Here is a 17,553-nt window from a genome sequence, read left to right on the forward strand (position 1 = left end):
GCGTTCTCCAAGGTGAATATTGCTCTCTACAATACACGTTTTAACGAAGATTGCATGGTACCGTGCTCGTAAGAAGTGTGGCAATCGCTCTGATCCACCGCCCAATTGGGGGTGCGTCTGTGGTTGCCGGCGACATAACAATATTGGAGTGCGGCAGCCAACCGGCCGCACTCCATCACGCACCGCATCCGTGCGCTTCGCACTGGAACCTCGCCGTAATCGGATATGCATGGTATGCAATAGTTTCACTGCTGCACGCCATCCATGCGATTGATTTGTGCGGCAATCTCGCCGAGAGCGGATATATGTGGAATGCGGCAGTCAACCTGCCGCATTCCATCATGATCGAGCAGCCGTTGGATCTGGGCCAGATATTGGTGACCTGCTCGTCTCACGCGCCTAACGCACCTTGATCCGCAATTGCTCACCCTGATGCACCGAACAGATCAGCTCGTAAGTACCCGGATTCCAATAACGCTGCACAAAACGCTGACCGGGCACGATGCGGAAGGGGCCGATCGTGACTTCGGCGCTATCGTTATTTTGAATGATCAGCGTATCATGATAGCGCAAATCGATCACAATGGTAGAGGGAAAAATATTCACTTCTTCGCCAGCGGCAAGGCGGGCCGCTGTGCCGGGAGGAATCTCGTACACGAGTTGCCGCTGCCGGTTGGCAGTGGATTGCCAAAGGAATGCGCCGGCGGCAGCGATGATCGCAATTGTCGCCAGCAGAATGCTGATGCGCACGCGGGTGCTTAAGTTGAGGTTAACCATAGATGATTACTTTTAGCGGATGCACACGCCAAGGCGCTGTCTAACGGCACCTTAGCGTGGGTCGCTTACGAACGGGGTGGATTGCGCAGCAGGGCTTGCACATCGCTCACAATATCATCAACCGGTGTGCCGTGCGCCCACAGCAAGCGCCAATTACCGACCTGATCAATCGCGTAGATATAGCCCGAATGATCGATCGTATAACCCAACCCTGAATTAGGCAGATCGCGGCGAATGACAGTTACGCCGTAGTCTTTGTAGGCCTTTTCCAAGGCAGCTCGATCACCGTTGAGGCCAAGGAAGGTTGGGTTGAACGAAGCCAAATACCGTTGCATCAGATCAGGCGTGTCGCGTTCAGGGTCAACCGAGACGAAGACGACCTGTACTTTTTCGGCGTCTTTACCGAGCTTTTCCATAACCCGCTTCAGATCGCCGAGGGCTGTGGGGCAGATATCGGGGCAGTGGGTAAAGCCGAAGAAGGCTAGTACCACCTTGCCACGGTAGTTGCTCAGGTGAAACGCATTGCCAAACTGGTCGGTCAACGGGAGATCCGGCGCCGGGTTGGGCGGTTCGAGCACGGTGCCGCGAAATTCATACGCGCCGCAGCCGCTGAGCGCCAGCGCCGCGATAAGCACAATGAAACGTAAGGGCCAGCGTTGCATAGCTTTCACCTACAAACCGTTGTTAGAGGGACGAATAAGATACTTTCTTCTCCTCCCCGATCTTCCCCAAGGCAGGGAGCGAGGAATGAGGACACGGGCGCTTTTAACTAAGGCATGATGGAGACGACCCACTGGGTCGTCTCCGCCCGATTGTGAACGAGAAGAGCACAGAGTAGCGATGGTCGATTGCGCCGTCGCTCTGCGCAGATTACGGCTTGCGCACTGGCGCCTTGACTTCAATCGTTTGGCCGCTGCGGGTGGTGAGCTTGATCAGCACCTCTTCGCCTTCCTTGAGATCGCGGTTCAAACCGATCAGCATCACGTGATAGCTGCCCGGCTTCAGCTCAACCTGCCCGTTAGCCGGTACCTCAATTGCTTCAACTTGCCGCATCTGCATCACGTTGTTTTCCATGATCACGTTGTGCAGTTCGACCGACTTGGCGACATCGCTCTCGGCCTTCACAATCGCATCGGTGGCACCATTATTTACCAGTACCATATAGGCAGCGCTGACGGCCATATTGCCATACTCGCTACCATGGCTGTGGCTATCGCCCATCCCGGCCATCGGCGTGCTCTGCATATTGCCCATCGCGCCCGACTGATCGCCAGCCATATTCATCATCGCGGCCCGCACCCACGGATCGCGCACCGTAATACCGCCAGTCTGCACCCCGCTCTGGCTCGCGCCACAGCCAGCCAACCCCACCACCATCATTGCCAATGCCAACAGTACCAAGAGACGTCGCATAGTATCACCTCGCATAGTAATCATCGCTTCTGCACAAACAACCGCACGTTGTGCGCACAAACGCGCAACGAACCTACGATGCCGGTTGGAAGTGCATACGACGAGGTGGTGGCGGATCGGGAGTCAGGACCACTGAAGAGCACATTACCGGTCGGCTGGCGACGAAGCGCTGGATAACAACCAGCCCGCCGATCACGATCATCAATCCAAGCGGCCACAAATCGTACCGTACCGGTGGCGGCGGGAGATCGTGTTGAGCAGCCGTGTGGGGTGCATCACATAGGAAAAACTCAACTCCCGCCGCATCGGTGTGCGGCAGGTAATGGCAGTGGATAATGCAAGATAACGCCGACCAAGGCCCGATCAAGAAGGCCAGCATCCACAGTATGACAGCGCGATACGGTGGCGCTGTATTTGCGCCGATTTGCACAATCATCATAAGTAGTATACAACAACTTGGCGCAACCGAAGTAGAGATCTCTTTACGATATGGGGTATGGCGCGACGGCGAATCTGTGGCCGATGTGGGTCGGGGCGGGTGCGGTGGTCATTGCGCGGGGCAGGTGTGGTGGTCGTTGCGCGGAGGCGGAGGGCCCGAAGCAATCTCCCGCTGGGGCGGATACGCTGCCTTGCCGGGAACGACGAGTCAGCGCTGGTGTGCCGGAACCTAAAGCTGGGAGCGGTTTTCCGTGTTCGTGGGGATTGCGTCGCTGTGCGGGGGCAGAGCACCGCTCTGTCCCTCCGCGCGGCTCGCCATGACATGCAGGGAGCAGCGGCTCGCCATGACATAAGGGGAGTGGGGGCGGGTGTCACTCTTCCCACATCCATAGCCCCGCCGGACGCCCGATCAGGTAGTGGTTGCCGGCAGGATCACGGGCAACGGTGTAGATCACATATTTTCCTGCTTCCCACCCGATCCATGCGGCAAAGAGCGCGTCGGTCGCGTCGCGCCAAGCGGTCGCCAGCGCCAGATCACGGCGCTGCAGCGCCGTCCAGTCAGGCGGGATCGCGATGGCGATAGCGGGCGGATCATCCGGCGCCGGCAATGGTTGTGGCCCATCGTTGAGCACGGCCACGCCGGGTAGATCGGCCAGCGTCAGCCGTTCGCCGCCGTCAGTTAAACCGAGCCGGCCATGGGCGCTGGCCGGTAGCCACGTGATGATAAAACGCGAGGCTGTTACCAGATTCAAGGCGTTGTGTACAGGGTAATAGCCCCGCACAAACGTGCCGGCGACAGCATGCAGCCGGTTGAAATTGAGCAATGCATTGGGCAACTGCAACGGATCAACCGTCCATTGGATGCAGTGCAACCCGCGGGCTAGCGCATCGCGGGCTTGCTCACGTTTGAGGCGGGTGGCGAGGCCGTGACCGCGGTACGCCGGATCGACAGCCATCACTTGCGACTCGATCGCTAATGCTTCTGGTGCGTTTGGTGCGCCGCCGAAGCGGAAGAAACCGAGCAGAAATCCGGCCAGTTGTCCGTCCACCGTCGCCGCGAGCGCAGTGCCGGGGCCAAACTCGGCGCTGAAGAGATCGGTAGGGTAGGGCTGGCTATTCCACACCTCCCGGTAGAGGGCGGCGATTGCGGGCAAGTCATCAGCTTGCGGCGGCCCGATCCAAATGCCGGCGGGGCGGGGGGCGAGAGGGGCAAAGGTCTGCCTGTCGCGAGGTCGATAGATGATTACCGGTGTGGGATGGAATGCGGCACGGAGGAGGTCGTTGTCTAATTGCTGATCGAACTCGTGGAGCCGCAGGGTGTAGCTGCGCGTGCCGTCAGCCGCAATAGCACGTGGGAAGAGCAACCCAACCCCTGCAAGCCGTTGATGAACATCAATAGTTGCTACCATTCCTCCCATGCGGGGGAAGGTGCTCTTGACAAAGTGGGGTGGCAGCAGCTCAGGATTGCGCGGCGCACCAAGGTGCTGCCAAAGCTGATCGATAGTTCCGTGCCACGCTGGATCGGCGGGGTTGAGGAAGCGGGCAATCAAGCGCATAATAAGCTTTATGAAGTTGCTTGCCAGCAGCGTTTAGCGATCAATGATCGCTGATCGCGGTTGCGCTGGATTATAATACACCTTGACCCGATCGCCAACTTTGTATGGCGGCACAAACGTCGTGCCGATGTTGCCGCAAAATCGGATCGTTTCGCCCGCCGCGGTTTGAAATTCGACCATTGGATAGAATAAGTTGCTCTTGCCGTCATGGTATTGCGCGGCGCCAACCACAATTCCTTCGGTGGCTGCCATACCGGCACGCATTGCAGTGCGCATTCGCCATAATGCCACGAGCATCGCTAACGCAAGCACCGTGAAGCAAAGCAGGGTCGCCAGTGCCATTCAGCGGCCCGACGTCGATGCTGCTGATGTGCTACTCGCCGCGCGTTGCGCTTCGCTCCCGACCGCTACTTCGGTTGCTGGCATCGTCTGCGCGGGTGATCCGCCGGACGCCGGATGAGTGATCGTTCGATAAGTTCCAAACGCCACCATCACGATCACGACGAAAGAGGGGCTACAGAGCGATGAGTGTCCTAACCGAGCGTGGTTACGCTCCATCCACAAACGCGCGCAGCCACAGCTCTAGCGTGACCAGCATCCAGAGTGCGATGCCCTGTCGCGGCCAGACCATGCCCTTGCCGGCCATCCATGCTTGGATGGTGTTGGTTTGGAAGAGGCTGCGGGAACGGGCGCGCGGGCTGAGCAAGGTGTCGGTGGCGAGTTCACGCAAGGGGCCGCGCAACCAGTGTTGCACCGGCACGCGCATCCCGCTCTTGGGTCGTTCGATGATTTGCGGCGGCAACAGATCGGCGACGGCTTGCTTCAAAATCCACTTTTCGCGGGTGCCGGCTAGTTTCAGTTCGGGTGGAATGGTAAAACTCTGCGCCACAATGGCCCGGCTAAACAGCGGCGCGCGCCCTTCGAGACCGCACGCAGCAGTAATGCGCTCGACTTTGGTGAGGATGTGGTGGGCACCTTTGGTGCGCACATTCGTCAGCAAGAGCCGGTTGAGGTACGATGACATAGTAGGGGCATGGAGGTAGTGGATCACGCGCTCGGTGAGCGGCGGTGTGCTGGCTAGCTCCTGTTGCACATCAGGATGCAGCAGGCGCGGCAACTCGTCGTAGCATTTGCGGTACGAACGCAGGTAGATCTGCGCGCGTTGCTGCGGCGTGAGATCGGGCCGTTGCCACTCCATCGCCAGCATTGGCAGATTCTTTGGCCCGCCGAAACAGGGATCACCGCCTTCACCGTTCAAAATAATGCGCAACCCGTCACCCGCCGCTGCGCGTACCAACAGCAGGTTCGGTGTGGTGAGCGGATCGCCGACCGGGCAATCCAGTGCTGCCACCGTCTCAGGCAGATGATCGGCGATCTGCTGGCCGCTCACCGTGAGCACCTGATGGCGGGTGCGACAGTGAGTGGCGACCAGTCCCGAATAGGCCAATTCATTGGGCAGCTCGTCGCCGAAACTGATGCTGTACGTTTGGACTGGCGCATCGTGCAGACGCGCGGCGAGCGCCGTTACCAAGCTCGAATCAACGCCGCCAGAGAGCAACACTCCTACCGGCTCGCCAGCCGGCAGCATTGTGCGTGTCACATGTTCAAGCCTCTGCCGCAACTGATGGGCATGAGGAGCAGCCGGTGCAAGCGCAGTTTCTTCGCGTGGCGTCCAGTAGAAACCGCTCGACCACGAACCGTCGGGGGCGAGGCGGACGTACTGGCCGGGCAAGAGTTCATAGACGCCGGCGAGCAACGTCTCCGCACCGGGGAGGTAGGCAAAAGTGAGAAAACTCGCGACGGCGGTAAGGTTGAGGCGTGGTTGTAGCGCCGGCCAGCGGCGCAAGATATGCAAGGTCGAAGCGGCGGCCCAAGCCGTGCCCGTGCGGGTGTAGAACAGCGTACGCGCGCCAACCGGATCGCGAATCAGGGTTAGATGGCGGCCATCCCACACCGCGAAGGCAAACATTCCTTCGACCTGCGCCAGTGCAGCAAGACCGCCGCGATCGATCAAGGCCAGCAACAGTTCGCCATCACTCAACGTGGCGCGAGATGGCTCGGCCAACCACGCCAGTAAATCGGCGCGATTGAACAGGGTGACTTCGCCGGCGCCAACCAGCCGGTGATAACGGTATGGCCCGGCAGATAGCCATGGCCGCTGATCGGGAATGCTGGCGAGCAGACAATCATCAGTCTGCTCGCAATCGACAGCAGCAAAACGGTGCGCAGTCGTTTGGCCTTCAGGATCGTTGATGAGGGCAAAGAACCGACTCATAGCATTGCCCCGTCCTATCCAAAATCGCTATCGGCATCGCCTCCGCTATCACTGCTCCAGGTAGAGGAGGGAGTGCTGCCCATATCGCCGCCAGCCGAGCCGAGGCTGCTCTGTTGCTGCGCCGCAGCGCGCAGTTGTTCCTCTTCTTCAGGACTGAGCATCAGCGGTGGCCAGACAATCGCCCCCATCATGCTGGCCAGCCCAACCATCGCTAGCATCTCACCCAACCGGCCCCCGAACGAGGTCTCGTTCACCGTAATCGTTGGCCGGCCATCGATCATCCACGCGGTGCGGCCATAGCCTTGCTCTTTGCCGTAGAACACGCGACCATTGGCTACCCGCTTCACAATCCCTTTGCCGAGCAATTCATCGGTGCCGTGCTGGCCGCGTGAGTCTTGCCAAGCTACTGTGCCATCGGGCAAACGCCGGCGCCACTCAGTCACGCCGTTACTGTAGGTGCGGCGCACACTTTGGTCGGGCAAGAGTTCGTCACGGTAGCGCACGACCTCATATTGCCGGTTGGGATCATAGCTCATACGGCCTCCTTCCACGCCGGCCAACTCATAAAACCGCTATGAACGAAATATCGCCAGCGTTCTCGCCACGAGATTGGTTGCGGGGTAGCATACACGATCGCGCGCAGCGAGCGCAACAGTTTGATCGGATACACAGCAGCTACGTCCGCTTGCCAGCCGCGTTGCAGCCAGCGTGCCTCATCGTCGACCACCGCCAGCGCGCTGAGGGTTGACGGCGGCAACCGCCGGTTGGCGCAGAGCCGCAGCGCCTTAGCGTGGCGCGGGCGCAGGCCGATGGGTTGCACGGGGATGGCGGACGGAGCCGCGGCCGTCAACTGGCCGGCAAGGGCAAGACCATCGGCACTGGCGTTGTGCAACACCAAAATCCGTGGCCGGTTGGCGCGGCGCAGCGCAGCGATGATTGCCTCCGGTAGCGGCCAGTCGCGTACCGTGAAGACCGGGCAGGCCAGTTCGAGGTCAAAGGCATTGGCGCGCAACATCGCGGCAATAGCGGCGTCTTGGCAGACCAACACCTGCGGTAATCCATAGTGGTCAAGCTCGGTCGTAGTATGAGGCGCAGCGGTGCTAATGAGAGAGGGATTAGCCGGCAATAACCCTACCGGCACGCCGTGCCGATCGATCCAGTGCCGCAACCCGCCCGCCACGGCCGTTGGCGATAACGGTGGCGGCAGTGTCAGCGCCACTCGTAGCTTGCCAAGCGCTGCACGCAAAGGCGCTAGCACGGTGTAGCAGACAGCGTAAAAAAGCTGCGCCTCGGTGTAGTGCGCGCCAGCTTGTTCAAGCTGCGCGATTGAACGTTGCAAGGCTAAGGTGGTGATCGCGTGCATAGATTTACGCTGCTTTCGGCCAGCTCATGAATCCCAACTGCCCGGCCTTCCCGCCGGCTATCAGCATCGCCAGCAAGCGCGCTGGCGGCAGACCGTATAGCGGCGCTACGTTGCCTTTCTTCAGCCAATCGACTTCAATTGGTTTGAGCTGGGTAAAGTCCATTACTTTATTGACTAATTTCTCATCCGGTTTCGCCTTCAGCAGCAACGGTTTCTTTACTTCCAAAATGTCATGCGGATTAATTCCCAGATCGATCACCGGATGATCAACTGGCAATTGCCAGAGTTGGTAGACATCACGCATCAGCAAACAGCCAGGCAAACTCGCTTCGTGCAACACATAGACCGGCACGCGCCGTTCGCGCACAGCGCGCAACCACGGTTCTTGAGCGGCGTTGATCACGGGTGGCAGCGCAATCATACCGAACCGTCGCGGCAATTCGTTGGCGACAATAAACGCGCGCACCGCAGCCGATGGGCAGAGAATCACCACGTTGACCGCATTGGGATGGATCGGCGGTTGCATCATAGAGAGCGCGATTGTTTCGTCATTCATAATCAACCACGGTGGCCGGCCATATTTGAGATTCCACGGGCGGAGGATGGTTTCTTCAAAATTGCTCAGCGAAGGTAATCGTGGAGAAGAACTGATACGAGTAGAGAAATACCCAGTGATAATCCATGCGAAAATGACCGGTATGATAATAAAAAACTCTGGAAGATCTAACACGACATTTATGATACCAAACAAAAAAGCTGTCATCATGGTCGCTAGAACATACAATCCACAAGGAAACCCGCCCTTTTTCGCCTGCTGCCGGCGCAGCAATGCGCCAAGCATTTGTTCACTCGTCAACCGGATCGTGCCGTTCTGGCTGAGTCGGTTGAGCAAATCACGCAAACCGAGATCGTGCAGCTTAAATGTATTCGCTTTTGGTTCGAGCACAAACTGTTGTCGGCATTTGCTGCATGTGCGGTTCGAACGTTCGCGGTAGCGCAATTCAGCATAACAATGTGGGCACTTCATTCGGTCGCTCCTCGCTCTAGCTGGGTCGCCAGCCAGCGCAGGCGCATTGCTAACCGCTCGCCCCAGTTGAGGCGGTAGTGCGCCTGCATCTGCGGCAAGGTCTGTTCCATCCGTCGCAATACCGCCGCCAATTGCGCAAAATCAACTGATTGCTCATGCTCATGATGGTTATGATGATGGTGATGGTCATGAGCGTGACGAGCGCGCACTTCGGCTTGCGCAGCGGTGATTGCGTAGTCTTCGTGGTCAAGGCCCATCCCGGTGTTGGCAATCAACAGCAGCAGAGGCGTGCCGGCCCGATTGTTGAATGTATGCGGCATCATCGCCGGAATGTGCAGCATCATCCCCGGCGTGAGCGGCACGGTCACAATATCGTCACGTTCGGCATCGTACAAGCCGCAGGCTGCATAACCGGTGCTAAACACAAAATGCTCGGCGCCATGCGCATGCGGTGTAAACCCGCGATGCGCCGCGACGACTCCGAGCTTGTAGGTGGCATTGGTTGGGTTGCGGTCAGAAGTAGCAGCGCTGCCGATCAAGTAGCGGGCAACATGTCCTTGGTCGATGAATGGCAAGAGATCGTTATCGCGCTCAGAGTCAAGTGTTTGCACGCAATGCCGGCGAATGGTCAACAAACAGCCATCGCTGTCAGTAACCAAAATACTTGCCCCAGCCGGTAGGATGCGTTGCAGGTTATCAATGAGCTGATGTGACATTGCTAAGCTTGTGGTGAAGCAGACGATTGAGCAAACGACTTCATTGTAAAAATGAGATATTATCTTATCTTGAAGATCATGTTAAAGAAATGTTAAGTTTTTGGCATGATAGGCAGATTATTACGCTACTCTGCCACCCCATCTACCGCTCGCCGTACTAGCGCCGCGATTTGCGCTTCGGCGGCAGGGGTAAGCTCGGTGAGGGCAAAAGCGGTTGGCCACATCACGCCATCGTCGAGCATGGCGGCGTCAGAGAAACCCAGTGTTGTGTAGCGGGTGTTGAATTTCTGCGCACTTTGGACGAAGCAAATCACCTTGCCGTCTTTGGCATAAGCCGGCATGCCGTACCAGAGCCGTGGCGCGAGAGCGGGTGCGTTGGTGGTGATGATGGTGTGCAGGCGAGTGGCCATCGTGCGATCCGGTTCCGGCAGTTCAGCAATCTTAGCTAGCACCGCGTTGGCATCCTCTTCCTGTTTAGCGCGCCCGCTCCGGCGGGCAGCGGCTTTAAGTTCTTGCGCGCGTTCGCGCATTGCGGCCCGTTCTTCTGCCGAGAAGCCATCCCGTACATCGTCAGCGGCGCGTTTGTTGCGTGCCATGCGAGCATCTCCTTTGTTTCACTAATCGTCGTGCTGATGATAACCTACCAACGAAACTGGTTAGTTCGTTGCCGGCAAGGCAGCGCATCCGCTACAGTAGGAGCTTGCTTCGGGCGCTGCGCGTCCTCGCAATGACATGCAACATCTGCGGATTGCGTGTGGTCTCACCTATCGAACAGTTCAGTGCGCCGTCATCGCGCCGCGCAAGAGGGCGAGGTAGCGCCAATAGAAGCCGCCAAACGCAGTATATGCCAACATCCACAGCAGCGGAATGACAAATGGCAAGATTGCGTTCGGCAGCCTAAGGGCGATCACAAGATGAACGACGGAATAGATGATGTAAACGACCTTGATCGTCCGGGCTAAGCCTTGCACTGCCGGTTGCGGATCGGTGAGAATGCGCGGGATCGTGAAAAGGCCGATCCAGTAGACGGCCATGCCCCATTGGATTGCGTCAGGGTTGTGCCATGGCGAGTTGCCGATCACAAACCATTCAAATCCTAAGCCGGACATACCGGCAAGGAACATTGCGCTCAGCGTTGACCAGACCGGGTTGCGGATGATCCGGTCGAGTTGGTGCTGCACGATGTACCCAGCGGCCAACAGGAAACAGTAGACTCCCATCGCCCCGACGAAAGCGTCTGGCATACGATTGATGATAATCAGATTCGTGATTTCCGGCGCTAAGGTAAAGGCGATGCCGTACCCGATAAAGCGGATGGAACGCATATATTTGTTGCTTGTGAGATGGCCGGGTTAGCAGTCGTATACACTGGCGCAGCGGATTACTTTCACGTAGAAGCGCTGTGGGCAAGCACTGGTCTGTCGCTAGCGCTCGCGGATGAACTGGGCAACGTCATTGTCATACACAATGCATCATACCAGCACGGCAGCCGGGGTGGCGGGCTTGTGGCAAGCATTCTAAGGAGGCGGTTACGCCGAGCACCGGCAAGGGCGGTTCATGTCGCAGGCGGGGGTGCCTGCCTTGGCATTCTAAGGAAGCGGTTGCGCTGAGCGCCGGCACTCTATCAGCGCCGATTTGTGGACTGCGACAGCATGTGATGCACACCAAGATAGACGCCGTTAAGCCATCCTTAACTTATCTTCTCTCAACAACTGCGCTGCGCCGGATGCCCCCGCCGGCAACGGTTGCTGCCTGTACAGAATATGTTGTCGCTTCTTTCTGTTTAAAGAGAAGTATGGATGCTATAGTTGTCACAAGGAATCAATTCGGTCAACGTTGACCGTAGGAGGCAGCAATGACAACTCCCAACATCACGATTGACAAAGAGATTGACGCACGCGGCAGCCATTGTCCCGGCCCGATGATGGAGCTGATCCGCGGGATTAAGAGTGTGCCGGTTGGCTCGGTGGTCGCCGTGTTGTCGAGCGATCCCGGTTCAGCCAAGGATATTCCGATCTGGGTGCAGAAGGCCGGCCACGAGTTTATCGGGGCATTTCCCGAACAAGGCTATACCCGCTTTGTGGTGCGCAAGAAGCGCTAACTTAGGCCGCCAAGATGCGCAGAGGTCAACGCAACGACGCAATAGGGGGCGATGCGTAACGACTCCGAATCATGACAGCCTGTTACCCTGTACGTTGTTGTGTTTGAGTTTCGTTCTGTGTGCGCCGCCGTGTGGACGGCGCAAGGTTCGTGTTGGGTTTGCCCAATACGCAGAAGGTAAAGACTATGGCAGTCAAACAGATTGTGGTGTTAGGCGGTGGGGTAGGCGGCACGTTAGTCGCTAATCTACTCGCCAGCCAATTGACGCGCAAGCAGGCGCAAATTACATTGATCGACCGCACCGGTAAGCATGTCTATCAACCCGGCTGGTTGTACGTGCCGTTCGGCGGTGCGCAGCCTGAGCGTTGGGAGCGGAACGAACGTTCGCTGTTGCGTCGCTCGGCCGATTTGCTGATTGGTGATGCGGTGAAGATCGATCCGCACGAGCGTTTCGTTGAGATGGCCGATGGTGCGCAGTTGCCGTTCGACTACCTGATTATCTCGACCGGCGCCCGGCTTGATCCCGATGCGGTGCCCGGCTATCGCGAAGGCGCTCACCATTTTTACAGCGCCGAGGGGGCGCTGCGCCTGCACGCCGCGTTGCGTGAGTTTACCGGCGGCAAGGTGGTGATCGGCGTGGCTGATATTCCTTACAAGTGCCCGCCTGCCCCGCTGGAGTTCACCTTTATGTTGGAGGATGAACTGCGCAAACGCGGGTTGCGTGAAAAGACCGAGATTACGTACCTCTCGCCGATCGGTCGCGTCTTTACCATTGAGAGTGTTGCGACCTTTGTCACGCCGATGTTAGAAGAGCGCGGGATTAACTACGAGCTCTTCTTTAATACCGAATCGATTGACCCAGTTGAGCGAACAGTCTCGTCATTGGAGGGTACGACCCTGCCTTACGATCTGCTGGTGTTGGTGCCGCCGCACCGCGGGGCGAAGATTGTCATGGATTCGGGGCTTGGTGATGCGCAGGGTTGGTTGCCCACCGATCGCGAAACGCTCCAGCACAAGCAGTTCCCGTACATCTACGGCTTGGGTGACGCGACCGATCTGCCGGTGAGCAAGAGCGGTGCGGCGGCCCACTTTGAGGCGAAGGTGATCGCCCACCGCATTACCGGCGAGATTAAGGGCAAGCCGAGCGATGAGCGCTACCACGGGCAGGTGATGTGCTTCCTTGAGACCGGGCGCGGCCAAGCGACCCAACTCGTCTTCGACTACACCCATCCGCCGCAGCCGCCTAAGCCGAGTGCTTATTACCACTACGAGAAGGCATTGCTGAACCGGGCTTACTGGCATCTGGTGCCGACCGGGATGGTGTAATGCGTTACGCGCAAAGGCGCAAAGGATGGCTGCTTACGAGCAGATGCAATGCGCAATGGAGCGTCTTGGCATCGGGGGCCTTTGGCCTTTGCGAGTAACGTTTGCACGGGGCGACAATGTCGTCGCCCCGTTTTGCATGATTTCATAGCAAGGAGGCAGCGCGATGGAGATGGAAGATTATCCACGCACGATGGGGCAGCAGTTTGGCCGCCGCTCATGGGCCGAGCCATGGAAGATCAAGATGGTCGAGCCGCTGCGGATCATTAGCCGGGCCGAGCGCCAGGCGGCGCTGAAAGCAGCTGGCTACAACACCTTTTTGCTCCGTTCGGAAGATGTTTATATCGATCTGCTCACCGATAGTGGCACTAATGCCATGAGCGACCGGCAGTGGGCAGCGTTGATGATGGGTGACGAGGCGTATGCTGGCAGTCGCAGCTTCTACCGGCTGGAAGCGGCGGTGCAGCAGGCCTATGGCTACCGCCACGTCATTCCTACCCACCAAGGCCGCGGCGCCGAGCACCTCATCAGCCGGATCGCCATCCAACCCGGCCAGTATGTGCCCGGCAATATGTACTTCACCACCACCCGCCTCCATCAAGAACTGGCCGGTGGCACGTTTGTCGATGTGATTATCGACGAAGCGCACGATCCGCTCAGCCAATACCCTTTCAAAGGCAACGTCGATCTCGACAAGCTGCAAACGCTGATCAATCAGGTCGGCGCCAACCAGATCGCCTATATCAGCCTCGCCGGCACCGTCAATATGGCCGGCGGCCAGCCGGTCAGCATTGCCAACGTGCGCGTCTTGCGCGAACTGTGCGACCGCTACGGCATCCGTATCTTTCTCGATGTCACCCGGCTGGTTGAAAACGCCTTCTTCATCAAAGAGCGCGAACCCGGCTACGACTCGCGCACCATTGCCGAAATCGTGCGTGAGTTTTGCAGCTATACCGACGGCGCATGGATGAGCGCCAAAAAAGACAGTCTGGTCAACATCGGCGGCTGGCTGGCGCTCAACGATGACCAGCTCGCTGACGAGGCGCGTAATTTGGTGGTGGTGTACGAGGGATTGCATACCTATGGCGGCATGGCTGGGCGCGATATGGAGGCGTTGGCGGTTGGGATCGAAGAATCGATGCAAGAGGACTACATCCGGGCGCGAATCGGCCAAGTGCGCTACCTCGGCGAACTGCTGCTCGATTGGAATATCCCAATCGTGGAGCCGATCGGCGGCCATGCCATCTTCCTCGACGCTCGCCGCTTCTACCCGCACCTACCCCAAGACCTCTTCCCAGCCCAAACCCTTGCCGCCGAGTTGTATCTCGACTCAGGCGTGCGAGCGATGGAACGCGGCATCGCTAGCGCCGGACGTGATCCCAAAACCGGCCAGAATCACTACCCGAAACTCGAACTGACCCGCCTCACCATCCCGCGCCGGGTCTACACCCAAGCCCACATGGATGTGGTCGCCGAAGCGGTGAAAGCCATCTACGACCAGCGCGAACGTGTACGCGGCCTGCGCATGGTTTATGAGCCGCGTTACCTGCGCTTCTTCCAAGCCCGGTTTGAACCGGTTGCGGAGTGATGCATAACGCAGAGGCACCACGGCGTGTAGATTGGTAGGTTCTGTCCACGTTCGGTTATGCCGTACACCGAGTTTACGCACAACTTGCGAACTCGGTGTAAAAATGGGTTCGAACATTCACATTTGTGAATAATCTTTATGCTATACTAAGTTCTAGCGGATCGACCGGTATCGTTAGGAGGTTGTACTGACCCAAACACGCGCACCGTCTCTCGCTGTAGGAACCATCTACGTGTCGTTATCGCAGTTGCCAAAGGAGGTTTCAATGTATCGTATTCGTTTCATGCTGGTTTTGTTCCTCGTCGCCATAACCATGACCGCTTGCACCCGCGCCCTTTCGCCGGAGGAACAACAGCAAGTCGCCGATCTGCAAGCGGAACTCGAACGGGTGCATGCGGAGCTTGCTTCAGCCGAAGCGAAGAGCGCCGGTGGCACCCGCACCCTCTCGCCGGAGGAACAACAGCAAGTCGCCGATCTGCAAGCAGAACTCGAACGGGTGCGTGCGGATATTACCTCGGCTGAAACGGCGAACGCCAAACTCGCCGGTGGTCTGGTGAAGGCATTGATCGAAGCCAGGCTAGAGATTTTGAAAACGACCGAGGCACTGATTCAACAGCGGATCCACGCCATCGAGGCCGGGGTACCGATAGAGATGACTATGACCGGAACCAATCCCGATCCTGAACTTGCCGCGCGATTGGCAGAAGAAATGACGAAACTGGAAGCTGATCTTGCGGCAGCGCGTGCGGAAGCCGCCAAGTATAGTGGTGGTCTGATTGCGGCAGTTACAAATGCAACGGTTGCTACCCATGAGCAAACGCTGGCGATGCTGCGACAGCAATACGTAGCGGCTAAATACGGGCTTGCCGTTCCCACCATTTCGCTCCAGAACACCAGTGCTACTACCCCGGCGACCGTGCCAACGTCGGTGGATCCCGCTTCGATCCCGTCCGATATGCTCCCAAGTGATGTTCGCAAGGAGATCATATCGGTTCGATTGTTGGATAAGCGGTTTGATGACACCGATATCCAAGAGTATATCTGGTTTGACATTGAGTTTACGGCTGCTGGGTTAGATAAACCGGCGCGTGCGATCAAAGGGACGCTTATTTTGCAAGATCTGTTCGGTGAACCCCAGATGTACATCGGCTGGACTATCAATGAGCCACTCCAACCTGGTCAAGTGTTTGTCGAAAAGGGATCGGGTTTTCGCTTTAATCGGTTTAGGAAGGAAGATCAGTGGGTATTGGCGACCAGCCTAAACGATATGACGGCCAGCTTCGCAGTGGAAAGTATTCTGTATACCGATGGTACGCGGCGGGATTTTGATCCGCTGCCGTAGGCCGGCTGTGAAGGGGAAGGCGAGCGTGTGGCAGAGCCGGCGCTCGCCTTCTGCTGTTGGATGGGAGGTATTGACCGGCGCAATCGGCGTAGTGATGGACGCTGATCGCAGTTCAGACTAATAATACCGGCCAACTCCTATCAACAAAGGTACATAGATAAGGATCGGCAATGCAGCGTGTCTTCCCCACACTCATCTTCATTGCAGTACTGCTCAGTGCGTGTGCCAATCAAACCACCACCACTACGGAGCAGTTCCCAACCCAACCGATTAACATCATGGCTCCGGCTTCGCCTGGTGGTGGTTGGGATAGCACGGCGCGGGCTATGCAGACTGCGCTCGCTGCAACAACCGGCCAAACAGTGCAGGTGTATAACGTGAGCGGTGCCGGTGGTACGATCGGGCTGGCGCAGTTTGTCAACGAAGCCAAAGGTAAACCGCACGAACTAATGGTTGGTGGGTTAGTGATGGTCGGCGCGATCCAGACTAACAAAGCGCCGGTTAATCTCTCACAGGTGACACCCCTGGCGTTGCTGACGGCAGAAGCGGAGGCGATTGTGGTTCCCGCCGATTCAAAGTATCAGACGCTGCAAGAGCTGATCGCCGATTTTAAAGCGAATCCGAGCGCGATTTCGTGGGGTGGTGGTTCGGCAGGTGGAACCGATCATATTTTGGTTGGTCTGATTGCAAAGGCGGTTGGGGTAGCGCCCGGTCAGATTAACTACATTGCCTATTCGGGAGGTGGCGAAGCGACCGCTGCGATCCTCTCCGGTGCCGTTACCGCCGGTGTGTCCGGTGTCTCCGAGTTTGCCGAGCAAGTTGCGGCCGGAACGATGCGTATGCTGGCAGTTTCGAGTGAACAGCGCATCGCCGGTCTCGATGTACCGACACTCAAAGAAGCGGGAGTTGATGTGGCGCTGATGAATTGGCGAGCCGTGTTTGGTGCGCCTGAGCTGACTGCCGCGCAGCGTGCTGCGATTATTGCTGCGCTCGAAAAGATGCATGCCAGTAAAGAGTGGCAAGATGCGCTGAAGAACAACGGTTGGACCGATTTCTTCCGCACCGGTGATGAGTTTAGTACCTTTTTGAACAACGAAATTACCCGCATCGGTACGGTTCTCCGCGATCTCGGTCTTGTCCAATGAATCACCAACAACGCGCATTGCTCTGGTTACGGCTGGCCGCAGTTGCTGTGATGGGTCTGGGTGGGGTTATCCTCGCTCAGACCCCGCAGATCGGTGAAAGTGTCGGTTTTACGGTGGTTGGCCCGCGGGTGTTTCCAACAATCATCGGTCTCGGATGTTTGCTGTTTGGCGCATTGTTCTTGATACGGGTGACGATTACGCCAGACCACGACTTGATCGGCGAGGTGACTGCCGAAGAGGCTAGTACCGATTGGCCGACGACGCTGGTATTGCTTGCTATTCTTGTCGGGTATGCTGCGGTACTGTGGCCACTCGGCTATGTGATGGCGACTGCCCTTTTCTTCCCCCTAAGCAGTCACGTCTTGGGGAGCACACATTGGCGACGTGATGTGCTGGTCGGTTTGGCTATCGGTCTGATCGTCTATCTCACGTTTACCCGCCTGCTCGGTGTTCGCCTGCCCGCCGGAATCCTTAGCGGCTGGTTGTAGGA

General features: G+C 57.8%; 19 protein-coding genes. 6 read left to right on the top strand and 13 right to left on the bottom strand.

Going from position 1 to position 17,553, the window contains the following annotated elements; translation table 11 throughout:
• Positions 1-399: 399 nt before the first annotated feature.
• The 13 genes from U9R61_RS09150 to U9R61_RS09210 all read right to left on the bottom strand — a co-directional run bounded on the left by U9R61_RS09150 (position 400) and on the right by U9R61_RS09210 (position 10,890).
• Complete coding sequence (locus U9R61_RS09150; protein WP_322488506.1) at positions 400-777, bottom strand: hypothetical protein; 378 nt, start codon at positions 775-777, stop codon at positions 400-402.
• Positions 778-842: 65 nt separating this feature from the next.
• Positions 843-1,439: an SCO family protein gene (locus U9R61_RS09155; RefSeq protein WP_322488507.1), complete on the bottom strand. Its 597-nt coding sequence runs from the start codon at positions 1,437-1,439 to the stop codon at positions 843-845.
• Between the two features lie 208 nt (positions 1,440-1,647).
• On the bottom strand, positions 1,648-2,190 hold the full coding sequence (locus U9R61_RS09160; RefSeq protein ID WP_322488508.1) for a copper chaperone PCu(A)C: 543 nt from the start codon (positions 2,188-2,190) through the stop codon (positions 1,648-1,650).
• Between the two features lie 73 nt (positions 2,191-2,263).
• Positions 2,264-2,629: a hypothetical protein gene (locus U9R61_RS09165; RefSeq protein ID WP_322488509.1), complete on the bottom strand. Its 366-nt coding sequence runs from the start codon at positions 2,627-2,629 to the stop codon at positions 2,264-2,266.
• Between the two features lie 370 nt (positions 2,630-2,999).
• Positions 3,000-4,184: a GNAT family N-acetyltransferase gene (locus U9R61_RS09170; RefSeq protein WP_322488510.1), complete on the bottom strand. Its 1,185-nt coding sequence runs from the start codon at positions 4,182-4,184 to the stop codon at positions 3,000-3,002.
• Positions 4,185-4,217: 33 nt separating this feature from the next.
• The gene (locus U9R61_RS09175) at positions 4,218-4,526 is read right to left on the bottom strand and encodes a DUF3592 domain-containing protein (protein WP_322488511.1); all 309 of its coding nucleotides are present in this window, start codon (positions 4,524-4,526) and stop codon (positions 4,218-4,220) included.
• A gap of 205 nt (positions 4,527-4,731) precedes the next feature.
• Complete coding sequence (locus U9R61_RS09180; RefSeq protein ID WP_322488512.1) at positions 4,732-6,459, bottom strand: asparagine synthetase B family protein; 1,728 nt, start codon at positions 6,457-6,459, stop codon at positions 4,732-4,734.
• A gap of 14 nt (positions 6,460-6,473) precedes the next feature.
• Complete coding sequence (locus U9R61_RS09185; protein ID WP_322488513.1) at positions 6,474-6,995, bottom strand: hypothetical protein; 522 nt, start codon at positions 6,993-6,995, stop codon at positions 6,474-6,476.
• Positions 6,992-7,822 carry a hypothetical protein gene (locus U9R61_RS09190; protein WP_322488514.1) on the bottom strand — a complete coding sequence of 277 codons (831 nt, stop codon included), beginning with the start codon at positions 7,820-7,822 and terminating at the stop codon, positions 6,992-6,994. The genes U9R61_RS09185 and U9R61_RS09190 overlap by 4 nt, the downstream gene beginning before the upstream one ends.
• 4 nt (positions 7,823-7,826) lie before the next feature.
• A complete protein-coding gene (locus U9R61_RS09195) occupies positions 7,827-8,849 on the bottom strand; it encodes a hypothetical protein (protein ID WP_322488515.1) in 1,023 nt (340 codons plus the stop codon).
• Entirely contained in the window at positions 8,846-9,565 is a 720-nt protein-coding gene (locus U9R61_RS09200; RefSeq protein WP_322488516.1) for a cupin domain-containing protein, read from the bottom strand. The genes U9R61_RS09195 and U9R61_RS09200 overlap by 4 nt, the downstream gene beginning before the upstream one ends.
• Positions 9,566-9,690: 125 nt before the next feature.
• Positions 9,691-10,161 (bottom strand): DUF1801 domain-containing protein, encoded by a 471-nt coding sequence (locus U9R61_RS09205; RefSeq protein WP_322488517.1) that lies wholly within the window; start codon positions 10,159-10,161, stop codon positions 9,691-9,693.
• Between the two features lie 180 nt (positions 10,162-10,341).
• Entirely contained in the window at positions 10,342-10,890 is a 549-nt protein-coding gene (locus U9R61_RS09210) for a hypothetical protein (protein ID WP_322488518.1), read from the bottom strand.
• A gap of 530 nt (positions 10,891-11,420) precedes the next feature.
• Between U9R61_RS09210 and U9R61_RS09215 the strand changes: the two genes are divergently transcribed.
• The 6 genes from U9R61_RS09215 (at position 11,421) to U9R61_RS09240 (ending at position 17,551) form a co-directional block, all read left to right on the top strand.
• Positions 11,421-11,666: a sulfurtransferase TusA family protein gene (locus U9R61_RS09215; protein ID WP_322488519.1), complete on the top strand. Its 246-nt coding sequence runs from the start codon at positions 11,421-11,423 to the stop codon at positions 11,664-11,666.
• A gap of 185 nt (positions 11,667-11,851) precedes the next feature.
• Complete coding sequence (locus U9R61_RS09220) at positions 11,852-12,991, top strand: FAD/NAD(P)-binding oxidoreductase (RefSeq protein ID WP_322488520.1); 1,140 nt, start codon at positions 11,852-11,854, stop codon at positions 12,989-12,991.
• Between the two features lie 163 nt (positions 12,992-13,154).
• Complete coding sequence (locus tag U9R61_RS09225; RefSeq protein ID WP_416208838.1) at positions 13,155-14,576, top strand: tyrosine phenol-lyase; 1,422 nt, start codon at positions 13,155-13,157, stop codon at positions 14,574-14,576.
• Positions 14,577-14,841: 265 nt separating this feature from the next.
• Positions 14,842-15,918 (top strand): hypothetical protein, encoded by a 1,077-nt coding sequence (locus U9R61_RS09230; protein WP_322488522.1) that lies wholly within the window; start codon positions 14,842-14,844, stop codon positions 15,916-15,918.
• A gap of 170 nt (positions 15,919-16,088) precedes the next feature.
• Positions 16,089-17,063, top strand: coding sequence for a tripartite tricarboxylate transporter substrate binding protein (locus tag U9R61_RS09235; protein ID WP_322488523.1), 975 nt, complete (start codon positions 16,089-16,091; stop codon positions 17,061-17,063).
• Complete coding sequence (locus U9R61_RS09240) at positions 17,060-17,551, top strand: tripartite tricarboxylate transporter TctB family protein (protein WP_322488524.1); 492 nt, start codon at positions 17,060-17,062, stop codon at positions 17,549-17,551. The genes U9R61_RS09235 and U9R61_RS09240 overlap by 4 nt, the downstream gene beginning before the upstream one ends.
• The last annotated feature ends 2 nt before the right edge of the window (positions 17,552-17,553 follow it).

This window comes from Chloroflexus sp. (assembly GCF_034431535.1).
Lineage (GTDB): Bacteria > Chloroflexota > Chloroflexia > Chloroflexales > Chloroflexaceae > Chloroflexus.

Coding starts and splice junctions, on each gene's coding strand:
- U9R61_RS09180 (WP_322488512.1), bottom strand. CDS start 6,459: ATGAGTCGGTTCTTTGCCCTCATCAACGATCCTGAAGGCCAAACGACT.
- U9R61_RS09210 (WP_322488518.1), bottom strand. CDS start 10,890: ATGCGTTCCATCCGCTTTATCGGGTACGGCATCGCCTTTACCTTAGCG.
- U9R61_RS09215 (WP_322488519.1), top strand. CDS start 11,421: ATGACAACTCCCAACATCACGATTGACAAAGAGATTGACGCACGCGGC.
- U9R61_RS09155 (WP_322488507.1), bottom strand. CDS start 1,439: ATGCAACGCTGGCCCTTACGTTTCATTGTGCTTATCGCGGCGCTGGCG.
- U9R61_RS09205 (WP_322488517.1), bottom strand. CDS start 10,161: ATGGCACGCAACAAACGCGCCGCTGACGATGTACGGGATGGCTTCTCG.
- U9R61_RS09150 (WP_322488506.1), bottom strand. CDS start 777: ATGGTTAACCTCAACTTAAGCACCCGCGTGCGCATCAGCATTCTGCTG.
- U9R61_RS09165 (WP_322488509.1), bottom strand. CDS start 2,629: ATGATGATTGTGCAAATCGGCGCAAATACAGCGCCACCGTATCGCGCT.
- U9R61_RS09185 (WP_322488513.1), bottom strand. CDS start 6,995: ATGAGCTATGATCCCAACCGGCAATATGAGGTCGTGCGCTACCGTGAC.
- U9R61_RS09240 (WP_322488524.1), top strand. CDS start 17,060: ATGAATCACCAACAACGCGCATTGCTCTGGTTACGGCTGGCCGCAGTT.
- U9R61_RS09170 (WP_322488510.1), bottom strand. CDS start 4,184: ATGCGCTTGATTGCCCGCTTCCTCAACCCCGCCGATCCAGCGTGGCAC.
- U9R61_RS09220 (WP_322488520.1), top strand. CDS start 11,852: ATGGCAGTCAAACAGATTGTGGTGTTAGGCGGTGGGGTAGGCGGCACG.
- U9R61_RS09160 (WP_322488508.1), bottom strand. CDS start 2,190: ATGCGACGTCTCTTGGTACTGTTGGCATTGGCAATGATGGTGGTGGGG.
- U9R61_RS09195 (WP_322488515.1), bottom strand. CDS start 8,849: ATGAAGTGCCCACATTGTTATGCTGAATTGCGCTACCGCGAACGTTCG.
- U9R61_RS09230 (WP_322488522.1), top strand. CDS start 14,842: ATGTATCGTATTCGTTTCATGCTGGTTTTGTTCCTCGTCGCCATAACC.
- U9R61_RS09225 (WP_416208838.1), top strand. CDS start 13,155: ATGGAGATGGAAGATTATCCACGCACGATGGGGCAGCAGTTTGGCCGC.
- U9R61_RS09190 (WP_322488514.1), bottom strand. CDS start 7,822: ATGCACGCGATCACCACCTTAGCCTTGCAACGTTCAATCGCGCAGCTT.
- U9R61_RS09200 (WP_322488516.1), bottom strand. CDS start 9,565: ATGTCACATCAGCTCATTGATAACCTGCAACGCATCCTACCGGCTGGG.
- U9R61_RS09175 (WP_322488511.1), bottom strand. CDS start 4,526: ATGGCACTGGCGACCCTGCTTTGCTTCACGGTGCTTGCGTTAGCGATG.
- U9R61_RS09235 (WP_322488523.1), top strand. CDS start 16,089: ATGCAGCGTGTCTTCCCCACACTCATCTTCATTGCAGTACTGCTCAGT.